This window comes from Streptomyces sp. NPDC088746, assembly GCF_044751065.1.
Taxonomy (GTDB): Bacteria; Actinomycetota; Actinomycetes; order Streptomycetales; family Streptomycetaceae; genus Streptomyces.
The window spans coordinates 961,646-988,166 of sequence record NZ_JBIVLA010000001.1; the positions used below are offsets into that span (position 1 = coordinate 961,646).

The following is a 26,521-nucleotide window of genomic DNA, read 5'->3' on the forward strand; positions in this document are numbered from 1 at the left end:
GGGCGGACCCGCTTCCCCGGTTACCGGGAAAGCTGAGATCCGCCCTCGGAAGGTGCTGTGTCGTTCAGCCGTTGCCTGACTCAGGCAGCGACGGGAACGATGTTCACGACCTTGCGGCCACGGTGCGTACCGAACTCCACCGCACCGGCGGTCAGCGCGAACAGCGTGTCGTCGCCGCCACGGCCGACGCCCGTGCCCGGGTGGAAGTGGGTGCCGCGCTGGCGGACCAGGATCTCACCGGCGTTCACGGCCTGACCGCCGAAGCGCTTCACGCCGAGCCGCTGAGCATTGGAATCGCGCCCGTTCCGAGTGGACGATGCGCCCTTCTTGTGTGCCATGTCTCCTCAGTCCCTTACTTCGCAGCCGCGGGGATACCGGTGACCTTGATCGCCGTGTACTGCTGGCGGTGACCCTGGCGACGGCGGTAACCCGTCTTGTTCTTGTAGCGAAGGATGTCGATCTTCGCGCCCTTGTGGTGGTCCACGATCTCGGCCTGGACCTTGATGCCGTCCAGGACCCAGGGGTCGCTGGTCACGGCGTCGCCGTCGACAACGAGCAGGGTCGAGAGCTCGACCGTGTCGCCAACCTTGGCGGTGGGAATCTTGTCAACCTCAACGATGTCGCCGACAGCAACCTTGTGCTGGCGACCACCGCTGCGCACGATGGCGTACACGCGGATCTCTCTCTCACTCGGAACGGATCCCCTGATGCCAGCCGCTCGCACGGGCCGGGGCCCGGGACGATCCGGAAGGATGAGCGGCCTCTCCCGGAAGGTGCGCGATGCGCGCGCCGGAGCCGGAAGGGATGTGCTCAGGGGGAGGTGCGTACGGAAACACACCGAGCGTTAAGACTACGGACAGCTGCCTTGCCGGTCAAACCGGCCCCGCACAGGCAGCGGAACCGCCCGGAAGGCTCCCTGGAGCCCCCGACAAGCGCCTGAGGACGGGACGGGCGTCTCCACCCCGTGGGGCGCGCGCAGGGCCCGTGGCGGGGCGCTCCGGCCGGTTCCGCGCCACCCTGCCCTGGCAGGGCTGTGCGGTGCCGTTGTGTGCCCCGGACCCGCCGCCGTGCGGGGCGGGCCCCGCACGCGGCTGTGGGCCCCGCCTCGGTCGAGGCGGGGCCCACAGCCACTGTCACTTCCCGGCCGGTCCCCTAGAGGTCGGTCGAGGCCGTCACGGAAGGCGACGACTGCTCGGCGGCGACGGTCTTCTTCGCCGCTGCCTTCTTCGTCGTCGTCTTCTTCGCCGCGGTCTTCTTCGCGACCGTCTTGGCGGCCGTCTTCTTGGTGGCCGCCTTCTTCGCGGTCGCCTTCTTCGCGGTCTTCCGCGCCGCGGTCTTCTTGACCGGCGCCTCCGATTCCGCTTCGGTGCCGGAACCCTCGGACGCGTCGGAGCCGGCATCCGTGACCACGACGGCCGCTGCCTCATCGGCGCCGGCCGGCGGCCCCGCCGGAGTGGTGACCTTGCGGGTCACCCGGCGACGGGCGCGCGGCGGGGCGGCCGGAGCGGACTCCTCGTCAGCCGCCGGGGCCTCGGAGACCGCAGCCTCGGGCTCCGCCGCCTTCTCCGAGGGAGCGGGCGCCGCCGGCGCGGCGGCCTCGACGACCGGGTCCTCGGCCGCGACGGGCTCCGCCGCGGGCTCGGCCGGACGGACCGGCGGTGTCACGTCGGCCTGCTTGGGCGAGCCCGCCGGGGCGGTCGCCTTCCTGGTCGCCCTGCGACGCGTACGCGCCGGAGGTGCGGCCTCGGCCTCGGGTGCGGCGGGAGCCTCCACCGGGGCCTCGGCCACCGGCTCGGGCTGCTGCTTCTCCTGGGCCGCCGGGGCCGCCGGGGCGGTCTCGGCCACCGGGGCGGGCGCGCCGGCCGGAGCCGTGACCTTACGGGTCGCACGCCGGCGGCCACGGCCGCGTGACGCCGCCGCCTCGGCCTCGGCCGGGCTGCTGTACAGCTCCTCGTCGGCGACGAACTCCGGCTCGGGCAGCGCCACCGGGGCGGCGACCTCGGCGGCCACCTCTGCCTCGGTCTCGGCCTCGGCCTCGGCCGGCAGCTCGTGCTCGTGCTCCTGGCCGTGCTCGTGCTCGTGGCCCGCGGCACCGCGGCCGCGCTTCTTGGACCGCTTGCCACCGCCGCCGCCGGCGGCCGTGGGCTGCTCCATGTGGACGATGACGCCGCGGCCGTTGCAGTGGACGCAGGTCTCGGAGAAGGACTCCAGCAGACCCTGGCCCACCCGCTTACGGGTCATCTGGACCAGGCCCAGCGAGGTGACCTCGGCGACCTGGTGCTTCGTACGGTCGCGGCCCAGGCACTCCAGGAGCCGCCGCAGGACCAGGTCCCGGTTGGACTCCAGCACCATGTCGATGAAGTCGACGACGACGATGCCGCCGAGGTCGCGCAGCCGCAGCTGGCGGACGATCTCCTCGGCCGCCTCCAGGTTGTTCTTGGTGACGGTCTCCTCGAGGTTTCCGCCCTGGCCGGTGAACTTGCCGGTGTTGACGTCGACGACGACCATCGCCTCGGTCTTGTCGATCACCAGTGAGCCGCCGCTCGGCAGATAGACCTTGCGGTCCAGCGCCTTCATCAGCTGCTCGTCGATGCGGTACGTCGCGAAGACGTCGACCTCGGAGGTCCAGCGGGACAGCCGGTCCGTGAGGTCCGGTGCCACGTGCGAGACGTAGCCGTGGATGGTGTCCCAGGCGTCGTCACCGCTGACGATCACCTTCGAGAAGTCCTCGTTGAAGATGTCGCGGACGACCCGGACGGTCATGTCCGGCTCGCCGTAGAGCAGCGTCGGCGCGTTGGAGCTGCTGGTGCTCTTCGACTTCTTCTGGATCTCTTCCCACTGGCCCTGCAGCCGCTCGACGTCGCGGCGCAGCTCGTCCTCGCTCGCGCCCTCGGCGGCGGTGCGCACGATGACGCCCGCGTCCTCGGGGACGATCTTCTTGAGGATGGTCTTCAGCCGGGCGCGCTCGGTGTCGGGCAGCTTGCGGCTGATGCCGGTCATCGAGCCCTCGGGCACGTAGACCAGGTACCGGCCGGGCAGCGAGACCTGGCTGGTCAGGCGGGCACCCTTGTGGCCGATGGGGTCCTTCGTCACCTGGACGAGGACGGACTGGCCGGACTTGAGCGCGGTCTCGATGCGGCGCGGCCCGTGGGCCATGCCGAGCGCCTCGAAGTTGACCTCGCCCGCGTAGAGGACGGCGTTGCGGCCCTTGCCGATGTCGACGAAGGCGGCCTCCATGGACGGCAGGACGTTCTGCACCTTGCCCAGGTAGACGTTGCCGACGTAGCTGGTGGCCTGCTCCTTGTTGACGTAGTGCTCGACGAGCACGTTGTCCTCGAGGACGCCGATCTGGGTGCGCTCGCCGCTCTGGCGGACGACCATGACGCGCTCGACGGCCTCACGGCGGGCCAGGAACTCGGCCTCGGTGATGATCGGGACGCGGCGGCGGCCCTGCTCGCGCCCCTCGCGGCGGCGCTGCTTCTTGGCCTCCATGCGGGTCGAGCCCTTGATGGACTGGACCTCGTCGAAGCCGGTGCCGGGCTCGCGCTCGGCCTCCTTCTTACGGGGCTCCCGGACCTTGACGACCGTGCGCTCCGGGTCGTCTGCGCCCGTGCCCGTGTCCTCACCGGCGGCGTCCCCGCTGCGGCGGCGACGACGGCGGCGGCGACGGCTGCTGCTGGAGCCGGAGGAGGACTCGTGCTCCTCGTCGTCCTCGTCGTCGTGCGCCTGCTGCTCGTCCTCGGAACGGTCCGCGGCGTCGTCCTGCTGCTCCGCGTCGTCCGTGTCGCCGGCCTCACCGCGACGGCGGCGACGGCCACCACGGCGGCGACGGCGCGAGGGGCGGTCCCCGTACTCGTCCGTCTCGTCGCCCTCGTGCTCGGCGTCCGTCTCGGCCTCGGCCTCGTGCTCGTCCTCGACGGGGGCGGCCGGAGCCGCCTGCTCGGCCGGAAGCGTCACCGGGGTCGCGGCCGGCTCGGTCTCGACGGCCTCGCCACGCCGGCGGCGACGGCGGCGCGAACCGCCCTGAGCCGCGGACTCGGCGGCCTCGGCGGGTGCGGCGGCCTCGGCGGTCTGCCTGCCCTCGGCCTTGCGCGGCGCGCGGTCCGCGGTCTTCTGCTCCTCGACCTCGTCGCTCTCGTCGTAGGCCGGGGCGGAACCCGCGGCGGCAGCGGCGGCCGCCGCGGTCTCCGGGGTCTGGAACATCGGCTCGGCGAAGACCGGGGCCTGGAAGACGGCCACGGCGGGACGCGTCGCGCGGCGTCCCTTGCGGGCGGGCTCCTCGGCCTTGCCGGTGAACTCGGGACGGCCGGCGGCGGCGGAGGCGCGGCGGCGCTGGCGGCCGCGCGGCGCGGCCTCCTCGACCTGCTCGGCCTCGGAGGCCAGCTCCTCGGCCACTGCGGCGGGGAGGTCCTCGCCCTTCTCGGCGGCCGCCTCGGCGACCTCCTCGACGGGCTGCGGGGCACCGGCCGGCGCGGACGCCTTACGGGAGGCACGGCGGCGGGCCCGCGCGGGCGGCGCGGCCTCGGCGGCCGGCGCCTCGACGGTCTCCTCGGCGCGGGCGGGCTCGGCGGCCTCGGCAGCCGGTTCGGCCACGATCGCGGCCGGGGACCCGGCGGTCCCGGCGCCCTGCGGCGCACCGGCCGGGGCCGACGCACGACGGCGGGTACGGCCTCGCGGCGCGGCGGGCTCGGCCGGCTCCGCGGGGGTCTCGGCGACGGGCTCGGGAGCCTTCACCGGCTCGGCCACGACGTCCTGCGCGGCGGTCCCGTCCGTCTGGGGGGCACCCGCCGGAGCGGTGGCCTTGCGGGTGGCGCGGCGGCGGCCACGAGGCGCCTCCACGACGGGGGTCTCGACGGCCTCTTCTGCCTCTTCCTCGGCCGGGGCCTCGGCGGCGGGCTCGACGACCGGCTCCACGACCTCGGCGGAGGCCTGCGGCGCGCCCGCCGGAGCGGTCGCCTTACGCACCGCACGGCGACGGGCACGTGCCGGCGGCGCGGCCTCGTCGGCCTCGGCGCTCACGGCAGGGGTCTCGGGGGCGGCGGCCGGGGCCTCGGCGGCGGGCTCGACGACCGGCTCCACGACCTCGGCGGGGGCCTGCGGCGCACCCGCCGGAGCGGTCGCCTTACGCACCGCACGGCGACGGGCACGTGCCGGCGGTGCGGCCTCCGCGGCGGGCTCCGCCTGCTCTGCGGAAGCGGCCGGTGCGGCCGGCGTGACGTCCTCGGCGGCGGACGCGCCCGGCGCGCCCGACGGCGGGCCGGCGGGGCGGGACGCCGCGCGGCGCCTGCGGCGCGGCGGCAGCTTGTCCCCGGGGGCGTTGTTGTCCTCCGCGTTTACGGGGTTTCCGGGTTCGTTCGGCTCGTGCATGCGGGCGGTTCTCCCGTCGCGCTCCCGGGCGCCGCGCCTTGTTCCGGTCCGACGCGATTCGCGTGATGTGCGCGATACCGCCGTCCGGGGCGCGGGCGCCGCACGGGAGCTGATGTCTGGCTCGCCGGTTCCGTGCTGCGCACGGCCTGGCGAAAGTCTTATGGGGCGGTGCGCGGCCCGACCCAGGTGGCTCCCGAGTCCGAGGGCTGCGCTACAACGACCGCCTTACGCGGAACCTGCACCTTCCGGCACCGTCGCGGCGGCTGCCGGATCGGCCGTGGAAACGGCCGGGGCTGCCTCGCGGTCGGGCGCGAGCGGGTCGGTCACCGTGCCGGACTCCTCGTCGAAGAGCCCCTGCGCCAGCCTGGTCACCGCTGCGGGGACCGGCGGCGCCAGGTCGGCCACAGCTCGGAGACCGGACAGGACGTCGTCGGGTCGCACGGCAGGTGTCACGTGCCGCACTACCAGCCGCAGTATCGCACAAGGCCTGTCCCCGGACCTATCAGGCTGTGGATCAAGGGCCTCCAGACCGGCGACCGCCGCACGGGCGTCGAAGGTCCGCATGCCGTTCTTCGCGCGGCGCTGGACCTCCACGGTCTCCGCGCCCAGGAAGGCGGCGACGGCCCTTTCGGCGTCCTGAACGGTGACGCCGTCCAGGCGCATCTCCCATACGGATGCGGTCAGCCGGTCCGCGAGGCCCGAGGTACGGGCCTCCACCGCGTCGATGACGTCGAGGCCCTCGGGCATCGACGCGTCGAGCAGCTTGCGCAGAGTGTCCGGATCTCGTGCCTCGGTGAGGGCGATCTCCAGGAATTCGGCCTCGCTGCCCGTACCGGTGGGGGCGGCGTTGGCGTACGACACCTTCGGGTGCGGGGTGAAGCCGGCCGAGTACGCCATCGGCACCTCGGAGCGGCGCAGCGCCCGCTCGAAGGCACGCTGGAAGTCTCTGTGACTGGTGAACCGGAGGCGGCCCCGCTTGGTGTAGCGCAGTCGGATGCGCTGCACCGCCGGTGCGGGCGGCGGGCCTTCGGGCTGTCGCTTGCCCAGTGGTTCTTCTCCTCGGTGCGGGGCGGCCGCGGTGGCGTGCCGCCCACGAAGTACGGGGTGCCCCGGGGTGCCGCTCCGGCTCACCCCCGCTTGACGGTTTTGCCGGCAAGCGGGGAGATCTCTGGTGCGGGCGCCGCGCTGGGGACAGTCGTTGTCCTACCCAGGGTACGCGCAGCGGACCCTCCGAGTTCCCGCGCGTCCGTGACCTGCGGTGGTCCCACCAGTGCGCGCCACGCGTCCCTGCGGGCCGCGCGGAGGGTCTCCCGGGCCGAGGCGAGTGCGCCGCGCGCCGCGCGTCCCGCCTCCAGCGCGACCCGCTTGACGGGCGCCCAGGCCACGTCGCGCAGGAAATGCCCCACCGGCGTGCACACCGCGCGGTAGACCCAGGTCACCGGCGCACCGACCAGGCGCCACGCCAGCCAGGCCAGGGCGCGGCCGACGGCGCGGGCGATGAACCCGGCGATCCGCCAGGCGACGCCGAAGGCCGCCGCGATCTCCCGGCCCACCGGCGCCAGGACCCGGCGGTACACCCACGCGAGCGGCAGGACGAGCAGGGTCATGGCCAGCCACACGACGGCGGTCCACAGCCCCCGGCCGGTGGCGGCGATCCCCTTTCCGGCCATCAGGAGCGTCCACGCGATGCCGTGCCCCACCGGGGTCAGCACGTGGCGGTGGACCCACACGAGCGGCAGTACGACCAGGTGGACCACGAGCCGGTCCGCCGCGATGCCGAGCGGCTTCAGGACGTACCGCCACACGCCGACGGCGGGCCACACCAGGAGGAGGGTGACGAGTCCGGTGACCGCCGGGACGAGCAGCTTGTCGTACACCCACCGCAGCCCGTGTCCGGCCGGGGTGAGCACGGCTCCGTAGAGCCACACCAGCGGGACGACGACCCCGTACCGGACGACCGGGACGACGACGTAGCGCCACAGGCCCACCCAGGGCCATACGAGAAGGGCCACGGTCAGCCAGGCGAGCGCCCTCCCGACCGGGACGAGCACCTGGCGGTACAGCCACTCCAGCGCCCGTCCGAGGGGGCGCAGCAGCACCCGTTCCGCGAGACGCCCTCCCGCGACGAGAAGATCCCAGAGCATCCGGACCGGCAGGACCAGGACGAGCACCACGATTCTGACGGGAATCCTGACGAAGGTCGTCAGACAGCCTTCTCCGCCTTCGTACGGCGCCGGCGTGCGGTGCTTGTCGAGGTCCATGCCGTTAGGGACGCGAAGACCCGTCCCAGGGTTTCCCGGCGGAGCGGGCGGGCGGCGGTCCGGAAGCGGGAGCGCGCTGCCCTGACAGCGGTCCGCCCCGCCGGGCAGGGGCCAGGCGGGGCGGGAACGGCTGTCACCCGTACGAGGGCGGGGTGTTACTTCACCACCGTGAGCGGCAGGAGCTTCTTGCCGGTGGGGCCGATCTGGATGTCCAGGTCGAGCTGCGGGCACACGCCGCAGTCGAAGCACGGCGTCCAGCGGCAGTCCTCGACCTCGGTCTCGTCGAGGGAGTCCTGCCAGTCCTCCCAGAGCCAGTCCTTGTCCAGACCGGAGTCCAGGTGGTCCCAGGGCAGGACCTCCTCGTACGTCCGCTCGCGGGTGGTGTACCAGTCGACGTCGACGCCGAAGGAGGGGAGCGCCTTCTCCGCGCTCCTCATCCACAGGTCGTAGCTGAAGTGCTCGCGCCAGCCGTCGAAGCGGCCGCCGGACTCGTAGACCTCGCGGATGACGGCGCCGACCCTGCGGTCACCGCGGGAGAGCAGGCCCTCGACGATGCCGGGCTTGCCGTCGTGGTAGCGGAAGCCGATGGAGCGGCCGTACTTCTTGTCGTCGCGGATCTTGTCCCGGAGCTTCTTCAGCCGGGCGTCGGTGTCCTCGGCGCTGAGCTGCGGGGCCCACTGGAAGGGGGTGTGCGGCTTGGGCACGAAGCCGCCGATGGAGACGGTGCAGCGGATGTCGTTCTGCCCGGAGACCTCGCGGCCCTTGGCGATCACGTTGACCGCCATGTCACCGATCTGGAGGACGTCCTCGTCGGTCTCGGTGGGCAGGCCGCACATGAAGTACAGCTTCACCTGGCGCCAGCCGTTGCCGTACGCGGTGGCGACCGTACGGATCAGGTCCTCCTCCGAGACCATCTTGTTGATGACCTTGCGCATGCGCTCGGAGCCGCCCTCGGGGGCGAAGGTGAGGCCGGACCTGCGGCCGTTGCGGGTCAGCTCGTTGGCCAGGTCCACGTTGAACGCGTCGACGCGGGTGGAGGGCAGCGAGAGGCCGATCTTGTCGTCCGTGTAGCGGTCGGCGAGACCCTTCGCGATGTCACCGATCTCGCTGTGGTCGGCGGAGGAGAGCGACAGGAGGCCGACCTCCTCGAAGCCCGTGGCCTTGAGCCCCTTCTCCACCATCTCGCCGATGCCGGTGATGCTTCGCTCCCGCACGGGGCGCGTGATCATGCCGGCCTGGCAGAAACGGCAGCCGCGGGTACAGCCGCGGAAGATCTCCACGGACATCCGCTCGTGGACGGTCTCGGCCAGGGGGACGAGCGGCTGCTTGGGGTACGGCCATTCGTCGAGGTCCATGACGGTGTGCTTGGACACCCGCCACGGCACGCCGGACCTGTTGGGTACGACGCGGCCGATGCGGCCGTCGGGGAGGTACTCGACGTCGTAGAAGCCGGGGACGTAGACGCCGCCCGTCCTCGCGAGGCGGAACAGCACCTCCTCGCGGCCACCGGGCCGGCCCTCGGCCTTCCAGGCGCGGATGATCTCGGTGATCTCCAGGACGGCCTGCTCGCCGTCGCCGATGACCGCGCAGTCGATGAAGTCCGCGATCGGCTCGGGGTTGAACGCGGCGTGGCCGCCCGCCAGCACGATCGGGTGGTCGACGGTGCGGTCCTTGGACTCCAGCGGAATGCCCGCGAGGTCCAGGGCCGTGAGCATGTTGGTGTAGCCGAGCTCGGTGGAGAAGCTGAGACCGAACACGTCGAAGGCGCCGACGGGGCGGTGGCTGTCCACGGTGAACTGGGGCACCTTGTGCTCGCGCATCAGCTCCTCGAGGTCCGGCCACACGCTGTACGTGCGCTCGGCGAGGACGCCCTCGCGCTCGTTGAGCACCTCGTAGAGGATCATGACGCCCTGGTTGGGCAGTCCGACCTCGTAGGCGTCCGGGTACATGAGTGCCCAGCGGACGTCGCATTCGTCCCACGGTTTGACGGTGGAGTTCAGCTCACCGCCGACGTACTGAATGGGCTTCTGCACATGCGGGAGCAGAGCTTCGAGCTGTGGGAAGACCGACTCGGCAGACATCTGAGGACCTTCGTAGCTGGCAGGGGTGACCATCAAGCGTAACCCGGTGGTCAGCCTTTCAGCGCCGCGCGAAGATCCGGCCGTGACGCCCGCGCCCAGACCTCGGGCAGCTCGCGTTCCCGTGCCGCCGCCGCGGCCTCCTCATGCCCGTAGAGGAGGCCCCAGGTGAACGCGGACTCCCCCGCGCCGTGGGCCTGCACCGCCAGGGTGCGCAGGGCGTCCCGGGCCACGACGCTGTCCTGGTGGTCGCCGAGAACCGACTGCACGGACTTCATCCGTTTGGCGAACTTCTTGGCCGGCCTGCCCAGCGCAGGCCTGGCGGCCTCGGCGGCGTACCGGACGCGTTTGGCGGCCTTGCGGGCCTCGTGCATGGCCACGTCGCGTTCCGCACCGGGCTGCTGGTCCAGGGCGTGCCCGACGCGGGCGGCGAGCCGTTCGTAGTCCTTGAGCACGGCGCGGGGCAGGGCGTCCCGCGGCGGCCGCGCGGCCCCGGGGAGCAGGGGCGGGTCGGCGAGGAGGGCGTCCAGGGAGTCCAGCAGGGCCAGATAGCGCTCCGCGTCGAGCACGGAGGTGACCCGTCGCCGTGAACCGGTGCGCCTGGCGACGGAGGTGAGCGTCAGCCGGGCGCTCACAGGGCCCAGGAGGAGGGTGTCGGGCAGCGCGGCGACATGGGACCGGAGCCGTTCGCCGAGGACTTCCTGGTCACGGTCGACCCCGAGCTCGGCGGCGAGCCACTTCAGCTCGGCGCGGAGGGGATCGGTGACGGTCCGGTCGAGCACCTTGCGGTACGTCCTGAAGGCGCTGCGCAGCCTGCGGGTGGCGACCCGCATGCGGTGCACGCTGTCGGGCAGGTCCCGGCGTACGGCGGGGTCGAGCTCGACGAGGGCCGTGACCTGGCGGCGTACGTAGGCGAGCACATGGTCGCCCGCGGTGCGTGGGGTGGTCTCCTTCGCCTTCGCCTTCGCCGACCGCGGCTTCCCCGGGGCGGTCTCGGCCAGCGCCCTGGCCAGCTTGGACGGCGCGGCGGAGGGACGGACACCGGCCTTGCGCAGCCGTCGCTCGACGGCGTCGAGGAGGGCGGGGTCGACGTCGTCGGCCAGCTCGACCTCCAGCTCGGTCCACGCCGACGTGGTGCCGTGTCCCTCCTCGGTGAGCCGCTCCGCGAGGACCTCGTCGACGCTCAGCTCGGCGAGCAGGGCTCCGTCCTCGTCGAGGAGGTGGTGGACGTCCCGCGCGGTGAGGATCCGGACGACGGGGGTCACCGGCGTGTTCCGCACCCGCGATCGGAGCAGCTCGCCGAGGGCGGGCGGCAGGGTGTCGGTGAGCGGCGACCGGATCTCGTCACGGACGTCGGCGGAGACGGGGAGCTTGAGGTGCCACCCGGCGTCGTCCCCGCCCGTTCTGCGGCGCAGCGTGAGCGAGTCCGAGGCCAGCCGGAAGTCCTCGGTGTCGTAGTAGACGGCGTCCAGTTCGCTGACGCCCCGGTGGACGACCGCGGAGACCCCGGCCGCACGGGTCAGGTCGGGCAGCCTGGTCTCGGGGGTCGCTTCGTACTTCCGCTCGATCTCACGCTTCGAGTCCGCCATATGACGAACCTATCCGCGATGCCCCGGGATATGCAGGACGGAGCCGGGCCGTCCGGCATGTGCCGGACGGCCTCGGCGCTCAGGCCGACATCGGCCGTTGCACCTTGATCGACTGGAGCAGTCCGACGGCCACCCAGACGGCGAACATCGACGAGCCCCCGTAGGACACGAACGGCAGCGGAAGTCCGGCCACCGGCATGATCCCGAGGGTCATCCCGATGTTCTCGAAGGACTGGAAGGCGAACCAGGCGATGATGCCGGCGGCCACGATCGTCCCGTACAGCTCGGTCGTCCCGCGGGCGATGCGGCAGGCGCGCCACAGGACGACGCCGAGCAGGACGATGATCAGTCCGGCTCCGAGGAAGCCGAGCTCCTCGCCCGCGACGGTGAAGACGAAGTCGGTCTGCTGTTCGGGGACGAACTGACCCGTCGTCTGGGATCCGTTGAAGAGCCCGGTGCCGGTGAGTCCGCCGGAGCCGATCGCGATGCGGGCCTGGTTGGTGTTGTAGCCGACGCCGGCCGGGTCGAGCGCCGGGTTGGCGAAGGCCGCGAAGCGGGCGATCTGGTAGTCGTCCAGGACGCCGAGCTGCCAGACGGCCAGCGCCCCCGCCGTGCCAGCGCCGAGGAGCCCGAAGACCCAGCGGTTGGACGCGCCGGAGGCGAGGAGCACGCCGAGCACGATGACGGCCATGACCATCACGGAGCCGAGGTCGGGCATCAGCATGACGACGGCCATCGGGACCAGCGCCAGGCCGAGGGCCTTGGCGACGGTCCGGTGGTCGGGGTGCAGCTGGTCGCCCGCGTCGACCCGGGCGGCGAGCAGCATCGCCATGCCCAGGATGATCGTGATCTTGGTGAACTCGGAGGGCTGGAGGGAGAAGCCGCCGGGAAGCAGGATCCAGGCGTGCGCTCCGTTGACGGTCGCGCCCAGCGGGGTGAGGACCGCCAGGACGAGCAGGACCGACAGCCCGTAGAGGACGGGCACCGCTCCCCGCAGGGTGCGGTGCCCGAGCCAGATGGTGCCGATCATCAGCGCGAGGCCGATACCGGTGTTGAGCGCGTGCCGGAAGAAGAAGTAGTAGGGATCGCCGTGCGTGAGGGACTCACGGTTACGGGTCGCCGACCAGACCAGCAGCGAGCCGACGAAGGACAGCGCCAGGGCCGATCCGAGCAGGGGCCAGTCCAGCCGCCGCACGACGGAGTCGCGGGCGGTGAGCTTGGCCCAGACGGAGCGTTCCTCGGGGGCGTAGCGCGAGACGGAGAAACCTGCCATCAGTCTCGCCTCCCCACGGTCCCGGCCAGGGCGCCCGCGAGCGCCTGGGTGCCGTCGTCGACGGGCGCGGGGGTGTACGGCTTGATCTTGGGCGACTCGATCTGGCCGTCCGGCTTGATCTTGGGCAGGGTCTTCTGGGGTGCGGGCAGCAGGGCCTTCTTGAGGTCCTGCTTGCCGTCGGCGTCGAGCCCGTAGAGCGCGTTGTAGATGTTGCGCACGGCGGGGCCGGAGGCACCGGAGCCCGTACCACCCTGGGAGATCGTCATGACGATCGAGTAGTCCTTGGTGTACGTGGCGAACCAGGAGGTCGTCTGCTTGCCGTAGACCTCGGCCGTGCCCGTCTTGGCGTGCATCGGGATCTTGTCCTGGGGCCATCCGCCGAACCGCCAGGCGGCGCTGCCCCGGGTCGCGACTCCCGCGAGGGCTTCGTCTATCTTGTCGCGCGTGTCTCCGGTGAAGGGCAGCTTGCCGTGGGCCTGGGGCGCGATCTCCTGGACGTCCTTGCCGTCGCCGCTGACGATCGCCTTGCCGACGGTCGGGTCGTACAGGGTGCCGCCGTTGGAGATCGCGGCGTAGATCGTGGCCATCTGGATCGGGGTGACGAGCGTGTCACCCTGGCCGATCGAGTAGTTGACGGAGTCACCGGCGCGCATCTTGTTGCCCTCGATGCACCCTTCGTACGCGATCTTCTCGACGTACGTGCCGTTCTTCTTGCCCTGCTTGCACCAGGACGCCTTGTTGGCGTCGTAGAAGTCCTGCTTCCACTGGCGGTCGGGAACGCGGCCGGCGACCTCGTTGGGGAGGTCGATGCCGGTCTCCTTGCCGAGACCGAACTGGTGGGCGGTCCTGTAGAACCAGTCCGCCGGGTCCTTCTTCGGCTTGTTGCCGCCGTCCTTCGCCCACTCCTTGTGTGCCAGGCCGTAGTAGACGGTGTCGCAGGAGACCTCGAGGGCGCGCCCGAGGCTGATGCTGCCGTAGCCCTGGGACTCGAAGTTCTTGAAGACCTGGCCGCCGATGGAGTACGAGCTCGGGCAGGGGTAGTTGCCGTCGAAGTCGTATCCGGCGTTCACCGCGGCGGTCGAGGAGATGACCTTGAAGATCGACCCCGGTGCGGCGGTGCCCTGGATGGCGCGGTTCAGCAGCGGGAAGTTGGACTTCTTTCCGGTGAGCTTGGCGTAGTCCTTGGCGGAGATGCCGCCGATCCAGGCGTTGGGGTCGTACGTCGGCAGGGAGGCCATGGACACGATGCGCCCCGTCTTGGCCTCCATGACCACGACGGCTCCGGAGTCGGCCTTGTAGAGCTCGTTGGTGTTGCGGTCCATCTCCTTGCGGGCCGTCTCCATCGCCTTGTTGAGCTCGTACTCGGCGACGGCCTGGACCCGGGCGTCGATGGAGGTGACGACGCTGGAGCCGGGCTCGGCCTCGTCGTTCTGCGCCTGCCCGATGACACGGCCGAGGTTGTCGACCTCGTAGCGGGTGACGCCGGCCTTGCCGCGCAGCTCCTTGTCGTACGTGCGCTCCAGGCCGGAGCGGCCGACCTGGTCGGAGCGGAGGTAGGGCGAGTCGGTGTCCTGCGCCTTGGTGACCTCTTCGTCGGTGACCGGCGAGAGGTAGCCGAGGACCTGGGCGGTGTTGGCCTTGCCGGGTGCGGCGTAGCGGCGTACGGCGGTGGGTTCGGCCGTGATGCCGGGGAAGTCCTCGGCGCGCTCCCGGATCGTGAGGGCCTGCTGGGTGGTGGCCTCGTCGGTCACCGGGATCGGCTGGTAGGGCGAGCCGTTCCAGCAGGGCTGCGGGGTCTTGGCGTCGCAGAGCCGGACCTTGTCCTGGACGTCCTTGGGCTTCATGTCGAGGACGCCGGCCAGCCGGGTGAGGACACCGACGCCGTCGTCCTTCATCTTCATCAGCTCGGTACGGCTGGCGGAGACGACGAGGCGGGTCTCGTTGTCGGCGAGGGGCACACCGCGGGCGTCGAGGATGGCACCGCGGACGGCCGGCTGCACGACCTGCTGGACGTGGTTGTTCTTGGCCTCGTCGGTGTACTCCTGCCCGTTGCGGATCTGGAGGTACCAGAGCCGGCCGCCGAGCGTCAGGAGCAGGGAGAAGACGAGGACCTGGATGACGACGAGGCGGATCTGGACCCGCTGGGTCCGGCCCGTCTCCGGGATGTTGCTCACGAGGTGCCCCCGGTGCTGGTGGGTCGGCAGGGGGTACGGGGGTCGCCCCCGGAAGAAGACAGCCTCACAGTCGCTTGACCCCCTTGATCCTTCCGGCGCGTGCGGCGCGGCTGCGGGCCGCCCGCAGGCGCATCCCGCTCCGCTGGCTGCCGATCCGCAGCCCGGTGCCGGTGGCCAGCCAGCCGGCGGCGACGTCGCCGCTGCCGGAGCTGTCGGCGACCGGGTCGTTCTCGGTGCGTCTGGCGAGCGCCATGATCAGCGGAACGGTGAACGGCGCCAGGAGCAGGTCGTACACCACGGCGGTGAACAGCAGGCTGCCCAGGCCCACATGACGGGCCGCCGTGTCGCCGACGAGGGCGCCGACACCGGCGTACAGCAGGGTCGATCCGAGCGCCGCGGCGACGACGAAGGCCATCGGGGCGAACGCCGACTTGAGCTGACCCTTCTCCGGGCGGGCCATTCCGGCGAGGTAGCCGATGACACAGAGCACCAGGGCGTAACGCCCCGCGGCATGGTCGGCGGGCGGTGCCAGGTCCGCGAGGAGGCCCGCGCCGAAACCGATGAGGGCGCCGCTGACCGGTCCGTACACGAAGGCGAGTCCGAGGACGACGAGGAGCAACAGGTCGGGGGTGGCCCCGGGCAGCTGGAGGCGGGCGAGGACGGAGACCTGGATGACGAGGGCGACCACGACCAGGGTGACGGAGAGCAGAGTCCGGTTGAAGCGCATGGGGATCAGCTCTATTCCTGGTCGTTCGCCGCGTCACCGGCGGCCGTGCCGGTGTCGCCGGAGGCGTCCGGGGAGGCACCCGGGGATGCGGAGGCGTCGGGTTTCTCGTTGACGTTCCCGACGACCTTTCCGCTGCCGTCGACGAGGTCGCCGTTCGGCTGGACGGTGACGGTCGGGGTGGGCTTGGGCTTCTCCGGCTTCTTGGGCTGCTTCGGCAGGACCATGTCCCGGGGGTCCTCGCGGGGCGCCTGGACGACGATGCCCACGACGTCGAGCTTGGTGAATCCGACGTACGGGCGGACGAAGACGGTCCGGGTGAGGTCTCCGCCGGACGGGTCGACGCGGACCACCTCGCCGACCGGCACGCCGGGGACGAAGGGCTTGTCCTTGCTGGACCCGAAGGTGACCAGCCGGTCGCCCTTCTTCACGTCGGCCTTGCCGTTGAGGAACTGGACCGACAGCGGCCGGGATCCCTGGCCGGTGGCGAAGCCGAGCTCGTCGGTCTTCTCCATCCGGGTGCCGACGGTGAAGTCGGGGTCGTTGGCGAGCAGGACCGTCGCGGTGTTCGGGCCGACGGTGGTGACCCGGCCGACGAGCCCTTCACCGTTGAGTACGGTCATGTCGCGCTCGAGACCGTCGTTCGCCCCGGCGTCGATGGTGATGGTCCAGGAGAAGCCCTGGGCCGCTCCTATGGCGATGACCTGGGCGGCCTTGATGCCGTACTGGCCGGCCCCGGCGGTCTTCAGCATGCTGTCGAGCTGGCGGACCTTGCTGGTGTTGCGGTCGTCGCTGCCGAGCTTCGTCTTCAGCGCGGCGTTCTCGTGCTCCAGGGCCGCGATCCGGTCGTGCCGGTCACCGGAGTCCCGTACGGCGCCGATGGCGTTGCCCACCGGGTCCACCGCCGCCGAGACGCCGTTCTCGACCGGCCCGAAGACCGTGGCGGCTGCCTGCCGCGCTCCGTCCACCGGCGACGCCTCGCCACCGCGGATATCCACCGTGATCAGGGCGAATGCGATGGCGATCAGCAGCACCAGGAGCAGCCGGCTCTCTCGTGTGTCCCTCACGTGCGGCGGCCGTGCCTTCCTCGTCGGAATGTTCGTGCCTGTATACCAACATTCCGCCGTACGGGACGGCAGTGCCCGTACGGCGGAACATCGTGTTCTAGCGTCGGGGCTGGGCGTCCAGCACCTGCTGGAGTGCCTCGAACTCCTCGACGCACTTGCCGGATCCGAGGGCCACGGAGTCCAGCGGGTCCTCGGCGATGTGGATCGGCATGCCCGTCTCGTGGCGGAGCCGCTCGTCGAGCCCACGCAGGAGCGCACCCCCGCCGGTGAGGACGATCCCGCGGTCCATGACGTCGCCCGAGAGCTCCGGCGGGCACTTGTCGAGCGTCGTCTTCACGGCGTCGACGATCGCGTTGACCGGTTCCTCGATGGCCTTGCGGACCTCGGTCGCGGAGATGACGACGGTCTTGGGCAGGCCCGAGACCAGGTCGCGTCCGCGGATCTCGGTGTGCTCGTCCTTCTCCATCTCGAAGGCCGAGCCGATCGTGATCTTGATCTGTTCGGCGGTGCGCTCACCGAGGAGGAGGGAGTACTCCTTCTTGATGTGCTGGATGATCGCGTTGTCCAGCTCGTCCCCGGCGACCCGGATGGACTGGGCGGTGACGATTCCGCCGAGCGAGATCACCGCGACCTCGGTGGTGCCGCCACCGATGTCGACGACCATGTTGCCGGTGGCCTCGTGGACCGGCAGCCCGGAGCCGATGGCCGCGGCCATGGGCTCCTCGATGATGTGCACCTGGCGCGCGCCGGCCTGCGTCGACGCCTCGATGACGGCGCGTCGCTCGACCCCTGTGATGCCGGAGGGCACACAGACGACGACCCGCGGGCGGGCCAGGTAGCGGCGCTTGTGGATCTTGAGGATGAAGTAGCGGAGCATGCGCTCCGTGATCTCGAAGTCGGCGATCACGCCGTCCTTCAGGGGCCGCACGGCAACGATGTTGCCCGGTGTGCGGCCGATCATCTTCTTTGCCTCGGAGCCGACCGCCAGGATTCCGCCGGTGTTGGTGTTGATAGCCACGACGGACGGCTCGTTCAGAACGATGCCGCGCCCCCTGACGTACACCAGCGTGTTGGCAGTCCCGAGGTCGATAGCCATGTCACGGCCGATGAACGACATTGAGTTCCCCTTGTTCCCCATGAGGATGCGTCGGGCCTTCCCAAGAAGCGAAGAATGGCTTGTTTTAGGTAGGCGAGGGTTGGCGCTGCGGGCGTGGAAGCTTCCATCGTAGTGCCGTATGCACGGACACAGCGCGAGGGTCCTTCGCCATGCGAGCAGAACGGCTGCCCGTTCCACCCATGGTGACGTTACGTCGGAGGGATGCGTTCCCGCGATACGTGACCCTATGCCGAAGGGCGACCGAATTACTTCGGTCGCCCCAGGTCATGAGCGCTGATTGGCGGAGCCGAAGTCAGGAAAGTCCGGGAAAGAAAAGCTTGAGTTCTCGCTCTGCGGACTCCTCGGAGTCCGAGGCGTGGATGAGGTTCTCCCGGGTGATCGTGCCGAAGTCACCACGGATCGAGCCGGGCGCGGCGGCGATCGGGTCGGTGGGGCCGGCCAGGGCGCGGACGCCCTCGATCACCCGCTCACCTTCGGCCACCAGAGCGACGACGGGACCCGAGGCCATGAACTCGACGAGCGGCTCGTAGAACGGACGGCCCTTGTGCTCGCCGTAGTGCTGCTCCAGGGTCTCCTGGTCGAGCGTGCGCAGCTCCAGCGCGGTGATCGTCCAGTTGGCCTTGCGTTCGATGCGGCCGACGATCTCGCCGATCAGCCCACGCCGCACGGCGTCGGGCTTGAGAAGGACGAGGGTGCGCTGAGTCATGTACGGCTCCTTGCAGACTTCCGGTGCGGGTGAGGGCGAGATTACAGGGGTACGCGAACGGCCCTGCGGCCGGGTTTACTCTGCGTCATCCTTGGGCCGGAGCCTCCGCGCTCCCCTGCTCCTCGGCCTGGGCGGCCCATCGCGCCTTGGCCTCGTCGATCCTTCGGCCGTAGTGCACCGAGGCCCACCACAGGGCACCGAAGATCACCCCGAGGATGAACATCATCGGGACGAAGAAGCCGCTCAGCACCAGCACGATCTGGAGCGCCCAGCCCAGCTGCACACCACCGGGACGGGTGATCACACCGCAGAGCAGGACGGACAGCAGCATGCCGATGCCGCAGACCGTCCAGACCATGGCCATGGACATGTCGTCGGACTTCATCGCCACGAGTCCGGCGAAGCCGATGACGAAGAATTCACCGATCAGCGTCGATGCACAGAGCGTACGCACAGGTCAGCGCCTTCCCAGGAGCAGCCGGGCCTCGCCGACCGTGATCACGGATCCGGTCACCAGGACTCCGGCGCCCGCGTATTCGGCCTCTTCCTCGGCGAGGGTGATCGCCGCCTCCAGCGCGTCGTCGAGACGGGGTTCGACCTGGACGCGCTCGTGGCCGAAGACCTCGACGGCGACGGCGGCCAGGGCGTCCGCGTCCATGGCGCGCGGGCTGGAGTTCTGGGTGACGACGATCTCGGCGAAGATCGGCTCGAAGGCTTCGAGGAGCCCCCGCACGTCCTTGCCGTCGCTCGCGCCGACGACCCCGATCAGCCGGGAGAAGCTGAACGCCTCGGAGACGCCCTCGGCGGCGGCGAGTGCGCCGGCCGGGTTGTGCGCCGCGTCCAGGACGACGGTGGGGCTGGACCGGACGACCTCCAGGCGGCCCGGTGAGAGCACCGAGAGGAAGGCCTTGCGGACGGCTTCGACGTCGAGGCTGCGGGCCTGCTCCGCGCCGATGCCGAAGAACGCCTCGACAGCGGCGAGCGCCACCACGGCGTTGTGCGCCTGGTGCGCCCCGTAGAGCGGGAGGAAGATGTTGTCGTACTCGCCGCCCAGGCCCCGCAGGGTCAGCAGCTGGCCGCCGACCGCGATCTCGCGGGAGACGATGCCGAACTCCATGCCCTCGCGGGCGACCGTGGCGTCCACCTCGACGGCCTTCTTCAGCATGACCTGCGCGGCGTCGACCGGCTGCTGGGCCAGGATCACCGTCGCGTCCTGCTTGATGATGCCGGACTTCTCACCCGCGATCTCCGCGGGGGTGGAGCCGAGCCGGTCGGTGTGGTCGAGCGAGATGGGGGTGACGACGGCGACCGAGGCGTCGATGACGTTCGTCGCGTCCCAGGTGCCGCCCATGCCGACCTCGACGACCGCGACATCGACCGGCGCGTCGGCGAAGGCCGCGTACGCCATGCCCGTCAGCACCTCGAAGAACGAGAGCCGGTAGGGCTGCTGGGCGTCGACCATCTCGACGTACGGCTTGATGTCGTTGTAGGTCTCGATGAAGCGTTCCGCGTCGATCGGGGCGCCGTCCAGACTGATGCGCTCGGTGATCGACTGGACGTGCGGGGAGGTGTAGCGGCCGGTGCGGAGCTCGAAGGCGCTCAGCAGGGCCTCGATCATGCGGGCCGTGCTGGTCTTGCCGTTGGTCCCCGTGATGTGGATCGAGGGGTAGGCGCGCTGGGGCTCGCCCAGCACGTCCATCAGGGCCGCGATCCGGGTCACCGAGGGTTCGAGCTTGGTCTCGCCCCAGCGTCCGGCGAGCTCCTGCTCCACCTCGCGCAGCGCCCGGTCGGTCTCGGGATCGGCGGGGCGGTCGGGAACCGCCTCGCCCTGCGGCGGACCCGACTGGGTGCGCAGCGTCCGGCTCCCGGCCTCGATCACCGCCAGGTCGGGGTCGCGCTGGGTCTCTTCGTCGACGATCTCCGCGAAGGTGTCGTCGGGGTCGGACGCGTCGTGCCGGTCTGAAGGGCGGGGCTCACTCACAGGGCCAGTCTACGGATGGCCACGGACAACGCGCGCAGCGCCCGCTGCCGCGCTCTCCCCGGACCCGGCCCCGGTGTACGGCGAAGCCCCCGCGCTCCCGGTCGGTCGGGGGTGCGGGGGCTCCGGCTTCAGATCATCAGGCCTCGGGCAGGTTCGCCAGCTGGGCGGTGATCCGCTCGATGTCGGCCTCGGCCTTGTCGAGCCGGCCACGGATCTTGTCGACCACGTTGTCGGGGGCCTTGGCGAGGAAGGCCTCGTTGCCGAGCTTGCCGGTGGCCTGGGCCTTCTCCTTCCGCGCCGCCTCCAGGTCCTTGCTGAGGCGCTTGCGCTCGGCCGCGACGTCGATCGTGCCGGACAGGTCCAGGGCGACGGTCGCCCCGGCGACCGGGAGGGACGCGGTGGCCTGGAAGCCGTCCCCGGCGGGCTGGAGTCGCAGCAACTGGCGGACGGCCGCCTCGTGCGGGGCGAGCGCCGTGCCGGTCAGGGTCAGCTCGGCCGGGACCTTCTGGCCGGGCTGGAGGCCCTGGTCGTTGCGGAAGCGGCGGACCTCCGTGACGACCTGCTGGACGAGCTCGATCTCCTTCTCGGCCGCGTCGTCGCGGAAGCCGGAGTCGCCCGGCCACTCGGCGATGACGATCGACTCGCGCCCGGTGAGCGCGGTCCACAGCGCCTCCGTGACGAACGGGACGATCGGGTGCAGCAGCCGCAGCATCACGTCCAGGACCTCGCCGAGGACCCGGCCCGAGACCTCGGCCGGGCGGCCGCCCGCGAAGAAGGTGGTCTTGGAGAGCTCGACGTACCAGTCGAAGACCTCGTCCCAGGCGAAGTGGCGCAGCGTTTCGCTGATCCTGGCGAACTGGTAGTCGTCGTAGAACGCGTCGACGTCGGCGACCGTCTTGTTGAGACGGGACAGGATCCAGCGGTCGGTGACCGACATCTCCTCGACCGGGGGCAGTTCGCCCTCGATCGTGGCGCCGTTCATCAGGGCGAAGCGGGTGGCGTTCCAGATCTTGTTGGAGAACTTCGCCGAACCCTGGACCCACTCCTCACCGATCGGCACGTCGGTGCCCGGGTTGGCGCCGCGCGCGAGGGTGAAGCGCAGGGCGTCGGAGCCGTACTTGTCCATCCAGTCCAGCGGGTTGACCACGTTGCCGAAGGACTTCGACATCTTCTTGCCGTGCTCGTCGCGGACCATGCCGTGCAGGACGATGGTGGAGAAGGGCGGGGTGCCGTCGTTGACGTACAGGCCGAACATCATCATCCGGGCGACCCAGAAGAAGAGGATGTCGTAGCCGGTGACCAGGACGGAGTTCGGGTAGAACTTCGCGAGGCTGTCGGTCCGTTCGGGCCAGCCGAGGGTGGAGAACGGCCACAGGCCGGAGGAGAACCAGGTGTCCAGGACGTCGCTGTCCTGGGTCCAGCCCTCGCCGGTGGGCGGCTCGTCGTCCGGTCCGACGCAGACCATCTCTCCGTCGGGACCGTGCCAGACGGGGATGCGGTGGCCCCACCACAGCTGACGCGAGATGCACCAGTCGTGGAGGTTGTCGACCCAGTCGAAGTACCGCTTCTCCATCTCCTGCGGGTGGATCTTGACCTTGCCGTCGCGGACCGCGGCACCGGCGGCCTCGGCGAGCGGGGCGACCTTGACCCACCACTGGAGCGAGAGGCGCGGCTCGATGGTGGTCTTGCAGCGCGAGCAGTGGCCGACGGAGTGGACGTACGGGCGCTTCTCGGCGACGATCCGGCCGTCGGCGCGCAGGGCCGCGACGATGGCGGAACGGGCCTCCAGCCGGTCCAGGCCCTCGAAGGGGCCAGGGACGGTGATGACCGCGCGCTCGTCCAGGACGGTGATGAACGGCAGGTCGTGGCGCGTACCGATCTCGAAGTCGTTCGGGTCGTGCGCGGGGGTGACCTTGACGGCACCGGTGCCGAACTCCGGGTCGACGTGGTGGTCGGCGACGACGGGGATCGTACGGTCGGTCAGCGGCAGCTTGATCTGCTTGCCGATCAGGTGCTGGTAGCGCTCGTCGTCGGGGTGGACGGCGACGGCGGTGTCACCGAGCATCGTCTCGGCGCGGGTGGTGGCGACGACGATGGTCTCGTCGCCCTCGCCGTACTTCATGGAGACGAGCTCGCCGTCGTCCTCCTGGTACTCCACCTCGATGTCGGAGATGGCGGTGAGACACCGGGGGCACCAGTTGACAATGCGTTCCTTGCGGTAGATCAGCTCGTCTTCGTACATCTGCTTGAAGACGGTCTGGACGGCCTTGGACAGGCCCTCGTCCATCGTGAAGCGCTCACGCGACCAGGCGACGCCCTCGCCGAGACGGCGCATCTGGCCGGAGATCTGACCGCCGGACTCGTTCTTCCACTGCCAGACGCGCTCGACGAACGCCTCGCGGCCCAGGTCGTGGCGGGACTTGCCCTCCTTGCCGAGCTCGCGCTCGACGACGTTCTGGGTGGCGATGCCGGCGTGGTCCATGCCCGGCTGGTACAGCGCCTCGAAGCCCTGCATCCGCTTCCGGCGCACCAGCGCGTCGATCAGGGTGTGCTCGAAGGCGTGACCCAGGTGGAGGGAGCCGGTGACGTTGGGCGGCGGGATGACGATGGAGTACGGCGGCTTGTCGCTGTGCTCGTCGGCTTCGAAGTAACCGCGTTCTACCCAGCGCTCGTACAGCTTCCCCTCTACATCGGCCGGCGCGTACTGGGTCGGCAGTTCGGGGGTGCTGGCTGGCTGCTGCGCTGCGTTCTCGGTCACGCCAGACAGTTTAGGGGCGTCACAGTCGTGCACTGAAACCGGTTTGTTCAGTAACGGTGTACGCCCGGATGCCCTATGTGAGCGCCGCTTCCGTCAGGATGTTCGGAACGCATAAGCATTCTGGAGGGGACAGCGCAATGAGCTACAACCAGCCGGGCCCGTACGGCGGGCAGCCGCCGCAGGGCCAGCCCGGACCGTACGGCCAGCAGCCGGGCCCGTACGGGCAGCAGCCCGGCCCGTACGGCGGCCCCCCGCCGCAGGGTCCTCCGCCGGGCCAGCCGCAGGGCCAGCCCGGCTACGGCTACCCGCAGCAGGCCCCCCAGGGCGTCCCGCCGCAGCAGCAGCCCCCGCAGGGCTACGGCTACCCGCAGGGCCAGCAGCCGGGCCCGTACGGCCAGCAGCCGCCCACTCCTCCGTACGGCGGCCAGCAGGCGTACCCCGGCATGCCTCCGCAGCCGGGCGCCCCGAAGAAGAAGACGGGCCTGATCATCGGCGCGGCCGTGGTGGCGCTGGCGGTCGTCGCGGGCGGGGTGTACTTCCTGACGTCGGGCGGCGGCAGCGGCGACGTGGCGGACTCCACCAAGGGGTACAAGCTCACGCCGACCGCCTCGGTGGACACCTACAAGAAGAAGGGTGACGAGGGTTCGTCCTCGGACACTCTGACGAGCAAGGAGAAGACCGAGGCCGCGGCCCTGGGCATCAAGGGCCCCCACAAGGCCGAGGCCCAGTACGCGAGCGGCGACCTCGAGAAGAACCCGCTCACGGCCAAGATGCTCATGCTCTTCGGCTACTGGGGCGACGTCTCCGACCCCGCGAAGGCCCTCGACGGCATGTTCACGCAGGCCAAGATGGGGATGGCCGAGAGCGACGACGCCAAGACCTCCCTGGTGGGAAGCCCCGAGGAAGTCACGCCCGCCGGCTTCGAGGGTGCGCTGATGAAGTGCCAGGACATGAAGGTCATCAACGACGAGGCCGACGGCACCGTGGCGAACGGTCCCAAGGAAATGGTGATGCCCGTCTGCATCTGGGCGGACTACAGCACCGTCGGCGCGGTCATCGGCGTCGACATCGGCGCGGCCATGACCAACAAGTCCATGTCGCAGGACGAGGTCTCGGCCCTCGCCGCCAAGATCTACAACACCTCCCGCACCAAGGTCTGATCCCGCACAGCGCGAAGGGGCGCCCGGCCACCGGCCGGGCGCCCCTTCGGCGTCTGTGGTGCGCTGCCGCTACGCGGACTTCTCGTGGCGGCCGCCGTCGTTCTTGCCGATCGTGCGCGGTTCGCGCGGGACCAGCGTCGGGTTGACGTTGTTGCGGACGACGTCCGGGGTGATGACCACGCGGGCCACGTCCTTGCGGGACGGGACCTCGTACATCACGGACTGGAGGACCTCTTCCATGATGGCGCGCAGACCGCGCGCGCCCGTCTGGCGGAGGATCGCCTGGTCGGCGATGGCTTCGAGCGCCTCGCGCTCGAAGTCCAGCTCGACACCGTCGAGTTCGAACAGGCGCTGGTACTGCTTCACCAGCGCGTTACGCGGCTCGACCAGGATCTGGAGCAGCGCCTCACGGTCCAGGTTGTGGACCGAGGTCAGCACGGGGAGACGGCCGATGAACTCGGGGATCATCCCGAACTTCACCAGGTCCTCCGGCATGACCTCCTGGAACTGGTCGCTCGCCTGGATCTCCAGCTTGGAGCGGATCGTGGCCCCGAAGCCGATGCCCTTGGCACCGGCCCGCGACTCGATGATCTTCTCCAGGCCCGAGAAGGCGCCGCCCACGATGAACAGCACGTTCGTCGTGTCGATCTGGATGAACTCCTGGTGCGGGTGCTTCCGTCCGCCCTGCGGCGGTACGGAGGCGGTGGTGCCCTCCAGGATCTTCAGCAGGGCCTGCTGGACGCCCTCGCCGGATACGTCGCGCGTGATCGACGGGTTCTCGCTCTTGCGGGCGACCTTGTCGATCTCGTCGATGTAGATGATGCCGGTCTCGGCCTTCTTGACGTCGTAGTCAGCGGCCTGGATCAGCTTCAGCAGGATGTTCTCGACGTCCTCACCGACGTAGCCGGCCTCCGTCAGCGCCGTCGCGTCCGCGATGGCGAACGGGACGTTGAGCATGCGGGCCAGCGTCTGCGCGAGGAGCGTCTTGCCCGAGCCCGTGGGGCCCAGCAGCAGGATGTTGGACTTGGCGAGCTCGATCGCGTCGTCACGATTCGCGCCGCCGCCGTTCTCCCCGGCCTGGACCCGCTTGTAGTGGTTGTACACAGCGACCGAGAGGGCCTTCTTCGCGGGCTCCTGCCCGACGACGTACCCCTCGAGGAACTCGTAGATCTCGCGCGGCTTGGGGAGCTCCTCCCACCGCACCTCGGAGGTCTCTGCGAGCTCCTCCTCGATGATCTCGTTGCAGAGATCGATGCACTCGTCGCAGATGTACACACCGGGTCCCGCGATGAGCTTCTTCACCTGCTTCTGGCTCTTTCCGCAGAACGAGCACTTGAGCAGGTCGCCGCCATCACCGATGCGTGCCACGAGGTGCTTCCCCTTCGCCTGGGAGCAGCCTGGTTCAGCGGCTCCTGGTGCCTCTATCCGACGGTACCTTGCCTGGCCCCCCGTTCGGGCCCCCCTTGGCACGGTTCACACGGCCGGGGCCGTGCGGGTGGAATGTGCCAAGGGGAAAGACCGACGTCAGACGGACGCGCCTGCTGTGGTCTTACGGGTGGAGACAATCTGGTCCACCAGACCGTACGCGAGTGCGTCGTCAGCGGTAAGGATCTTGTCGCGCTCGATGTCCTCGCTGATCTTCTCCAGCGGGGTGGTGGAGTGCTTCGCCAGCATCTCCTCGAGCTGGGTGCGCATCCGCAGGATCTCGTTGGCCGCGATCTCCAGGTCGGAGAGCTGCTCACGGCCGGTCTGCGAGGACGGCTGGTGGATCAGCACACGGGCGTGCGGGAGCGCCATGCGCTTGCCCGGGGTGCCCGCGGCCAGCAGGACGGCGGCGGCGGAGGCCGCCTGGCCCATGCAGACCGTCTGGATGTCCGGCTTCACGAACTGCATCGTGTCGTAGATCGCGGTGAGCGCGGTGAACGAGCCGCCGGGGCTGTTGATGTAGATCGAGATGTCGCGGTCCGGGTCCATCGACTCCAGGCACAGCAGCTGCGCCATGACGTCGTTGGCCGAGGCGTCGTCGATCTGCACCCCGAGGAAGATCACGCGCTCCTCGAAGAGCTTCGCGTACGGGTCGTACTCACGCACACCCTGCGAGGTGCGCTCCACGAAGCGCGGGACGACGTAGCGGTTGTCCACCTGCGGGCCGGTGTAGAGACCGCTCGCGGAGGCGCCGGAGAAGTTGTTCATGTGGGTGTTCACCATCCTGGTGGCGTTCATGTGGGCTGGAGGTCTCGGCGTACGAGAGGGTGCGGGGTGGTGC

19 protein-coding genes are annotated in these 26,521 nt (G+C 70.5%); 1 reads left to right on the forward strand and 18 read right to left on the reverse strand.

The features are described from left to right. Positions 1-80: 80 nt before the first annotated feature. From rpmA to ACIP63_RS04695, 16 genes are all read right to left on the reverse strand, one after another. A complete protein-coding gene (gene rpmA / locus ACIP63_RS04620) occupies positions 81-338 on the reverse strand; it encodes a 50S ribosomal protein L27 (RefSeq protein ID WP_014045902.1) in 258 nt (85 codons plus the stop codon). Positions 339-352: 14 nt separating this feature from the next. Continuing rightward, complete coding sequence (gene rplU / locus ACIP63_RS04625) at positions 353-673, reverse strand: 50S ribosomal protein L21 (protein ID WP_018551604.1); 321 nt, start codon at positions 671-673, stop codon at positions 353-355. Positions 674-1,152: 479 nt separating this feature from the next. Next, complete coding sequence (locus ACIP63_RS04630) at positions 1,153-5,367, reverse strand: Rne/Rng family ribonuclease (RefSeq protein ID WP_401511407.1); 4,215 nt, start codon at positions 5,365-5,367, stop codon at positions 1,153-1,155. Positions 5,368-5,592: 225 nt separating this feature from the next. Next, on the reverse strand, positions 5,593-6,372 hold the full coding sequence (locus ACIP63_RS04635) for a TIGR03936 family radical SAM-associated protein (protein ID WP_401511409.1): 780 nt from the start codon (positions 6,370-6,372) through the stop codon (positions 5,593-5,595). Between the two features lie 122 nt (positions 6,373-6,494). After that, entirely contained in the window at positions 6,495-7,628 is a 1,134-nt protein-coding gene (locus ACIP63_RS04640) for a hypothetical protein (protein ID WP_401511411.1), read from the reverse strand. 155 nt (positions 7,629-7,783) lie between these two features. Continuing rightward, entirely contained in the window at positions 7,784-9,709 is a 1,926-nt protein-coding gene (locus ACIP63_RS04645) for a TIGR03960 family B12-binding radical SAM protein (protein WP_401511413.1), read from the reverse strand. Between the two features lie 50 nt (positions 9,710-9,759). After that, entirely contained in the window at positions 9,760-11,295 is a 1,536-nt protein-coding gene (locus ACIP63_RS04650; protein ID WP_401511415.1) for a CHAD domain-containing protein, read from the reverse strand. Between the two features lie 79 nt (positions 11,296-11,374). Further along, on the reverse strand, positions 11,375-12,568 hold the full coding sequence (gene rodA / locus ACIP63_RS04655; protein ID WP_401511417.1) for a rod shape-determining protein RodA: 1,194 nt from the start codon (positions 12,566-12,568) through the stop codon (positions 11,375-11,377). Next, positions 12,568-14,742 carry a penicillin-binding protein 2 gene (mrdA, locus tag ACIP63_RS04660; protein WP_401511419.1) on the reverse strand — a complete coding sequence of 725 codons (2,175 nt, stop codon included), beginning with the start codon at positions 14,740-14,742 and terminating at the stop codon, positions 12,568-12,570. The genes rodA and mrdA overlap by 1 nt, the downstream gene beginning before the upstream one ends. Before the next feature lie 64 nt (positions 14,743-14,806). Then, entirely contained in the window at positions 14,807-15,469 is a 663-nt protein-coding gene (mreD, locus tag ACIP63_RS04665) for a rod shape-determining protein MreD (RefSeq protein ID WP_401511421.1), read from the reverse strand. An 11-nt stretch (positions 15,470-15,480) separates the two neighbouring features. Continuing rightward, positions 15,481-16,533, reverse strand: coding sequence for a rod shape-determining protein MreC (gene mreC, locus ACIP63_RS04670; protein WP_401511423.1), 1,053 nt, complete (start codon positions 16,531-16,533; stop codon positions 15,481-15,483). Between the two features lie 97 nt (positions 16,534-16,630). Beyond that, positions 16,631-17,650 (reverse strand): rod shape-determining protein, encoded by a 1,020-nt coding sequence (locus ACIP63_RS04675; RefSeq protein ID WP_031091955.1) that lies wholly within the window; start codon positions 17,648-17,650, stop codon positions 16,631-16,633. Positions 17,651-17,942: 292 nt separating this feature from the next. After that, positions 17,943-18,356: a nucleoside-diphosphate kinase gene (ndk, locus tag ACIP63_RS04680; protein WP_401511425.1), complete on the reverse strand. Its 414-nt coding sequence runs from the start codon at positions 18,354-18,356 to the stop codon at positions 17,943-17,945. Positions 18,357-18,441: 85 nt separating this feature from the next. Then, complete coding sequence (locus tag ACIP63_RS04685; RefSeq protein WP_401511427.1) at positions 18,442-18,810, reverse strand: DUF4233 domain-containing protein; 369 nt, start codon at positions 18,808-18,810, stop codon at positions 18,442-18,444. Between the two features lie 3 nt (positions 18,811-18,813). Further along, on the reverse strand, positions 18,814-20,337 hold the full coding sequence (locus ACIP63_RS04690; protein WP_401511428.1) for a bifunctional folylpolyglutamate synthase/dihydrofolate synthase: 1,524 nt from the start codon (positions 20,335-20,337) through the stop codon (positions 18,814-18,816). Positions 20,338-20,473: 136 nt separating this feature from the next. Continuing rightward, positions 20,474-23,095 carry a valine--tRNA ligase gene (locus tag ACIP63_RS04695; RefSeq protein ID WP_401511430.1) on the reverse strand — a complete coding sequence of 874 codons (2,622 nt, stop codon included), beginning with the start codon at positions 23,093-23,095 and terminating at the stop codon, positions 20,474-20,476. A 137-nt stretch (positions 23,096-23,232) separates the two neighbouring features. On the opposite strand from ACIP63_RS04695, the gene ACIP63_RS04700 reads away from it, so the two are divergent. Then, the gene (locus tag ACIP63_RS04700) at positions 23,233-24,255 is read left to right on the forward strand and encodes a hypothetical protein (RefSeq protein WP_401511432.1); all 1,023 of its coding nucleotides are present in this window, start codon (positions 23,233-23,235) and stop codon (positions 24,253-24,255) included. Positions 24,256-24,324: 69 nt separating this feature from the next. Here the strand turns inward: ACIP63_RS04700 and clpX are convergent, their stop codons facing one another. Together clpX and ACIP63_RS04710 are read right to left on the reverse strand one after the other, a co-directional pair. Next, a complete protein-coding gene (gene clpX, locus ACIP63_RS04705) occupies positions 24,325-25,623 on the reverse strand; it encodes an ATP-dependent Clp protease ATP-binding subunit ClpX (protein WP_103516222.1) in 1,299 nt (432 codons plus the stop codon). A gap of 156 nt (positions 25,624-25,779) precedes the next feature. Further along, positions 25,780-26,463: an ATP-dependent Clp protease proteolytic subunit gene (locus ACIP63_RS04710; protein ID WP_031091966.1), complete on the reverse strand. Its 684-nt coding sequence runs from the start codon at positions 26,461-26,463 to the stop codon at positions 25,780-25,782. Positions 26,464-26,521 lie beyond the last annotated feature (58 nt).

Coding starts and splice junctions, on each gene's coding strand:
- ACIP63_RS04630 (WP_401511407.1), bottom strand. CDS start 5,367: ATGCACGAGCCGAACGAACCCGGAAACCCCGTAAACGCGGAGGACAAC.
- rpmA (WP_014045902.1), bottom strand. CDS start 338: ATGGCACACAAGAAGGGCGCATCGTCCACTCGGAACGGGCGCGATTCC.
- ACIP63_RS04640 (WP_401511411.1), bottom strand. CDS start 7,628: ATGGACCTCGACAAGCACCGCACGCCGGCGCCGTACGAAGGCGGAGAA.
- mreD (WP_401511421.1), bottom strand. CDS start 15,469: ATGCGCTTCAACCGGACTCTGCTCTCCGTCACCCTGGTCGTGGTCGCC.
- ACIP63_RS04645 (WP_401511413.1), bottom strand. CDS start 9,709: ATGTCTGCCGAGTCGGTCTTCCCACAGCTCGAAGCTCTGCTCCCGCAT.
- ndk (WP_401511425.1), bottom strand. CDS start 18,356: ATGACTCAGCGCACCCTCGTCCTTCTCAAGCCCGACGCCGTGCGGCGT.
- ACIP63_RS04675 (WP_031091955.1), bottom strand. CDS start 17,650: ATGTCGTTCATCGGCCGTGACATGGCTATCGACCTCGGGACTGCCAAC.
- ACIP63_RS04650 (WP_401511415.1), bottom strand. CDS start 11,295: ATGGCGGACTCGAAGCGTGAGATCGAGCGGAAGTACGAAGCGACCCCC.
- rodA (WP_401511417.1), bottom strand. CDS start 12,568: ATGGCAGGTTTCTCCGTCTCGCGCTACGCCCCCGAGGAACGCTCCGTC.
- ACIP63_RS04710 (WP_031091966.1), bottom strand. CDS start 26,463: ATGGTGAACACCCACATGAACAACTTCTCCGGCGCCTCCGCGAGCGGT.
- ACIP63_RS04700 (WP_401511432.1), top strand. CDS start 23,233: ATGAGCTACAACCAGCCGGGCCCGTACGGCGGGCAGCCGCCGCAGGGC.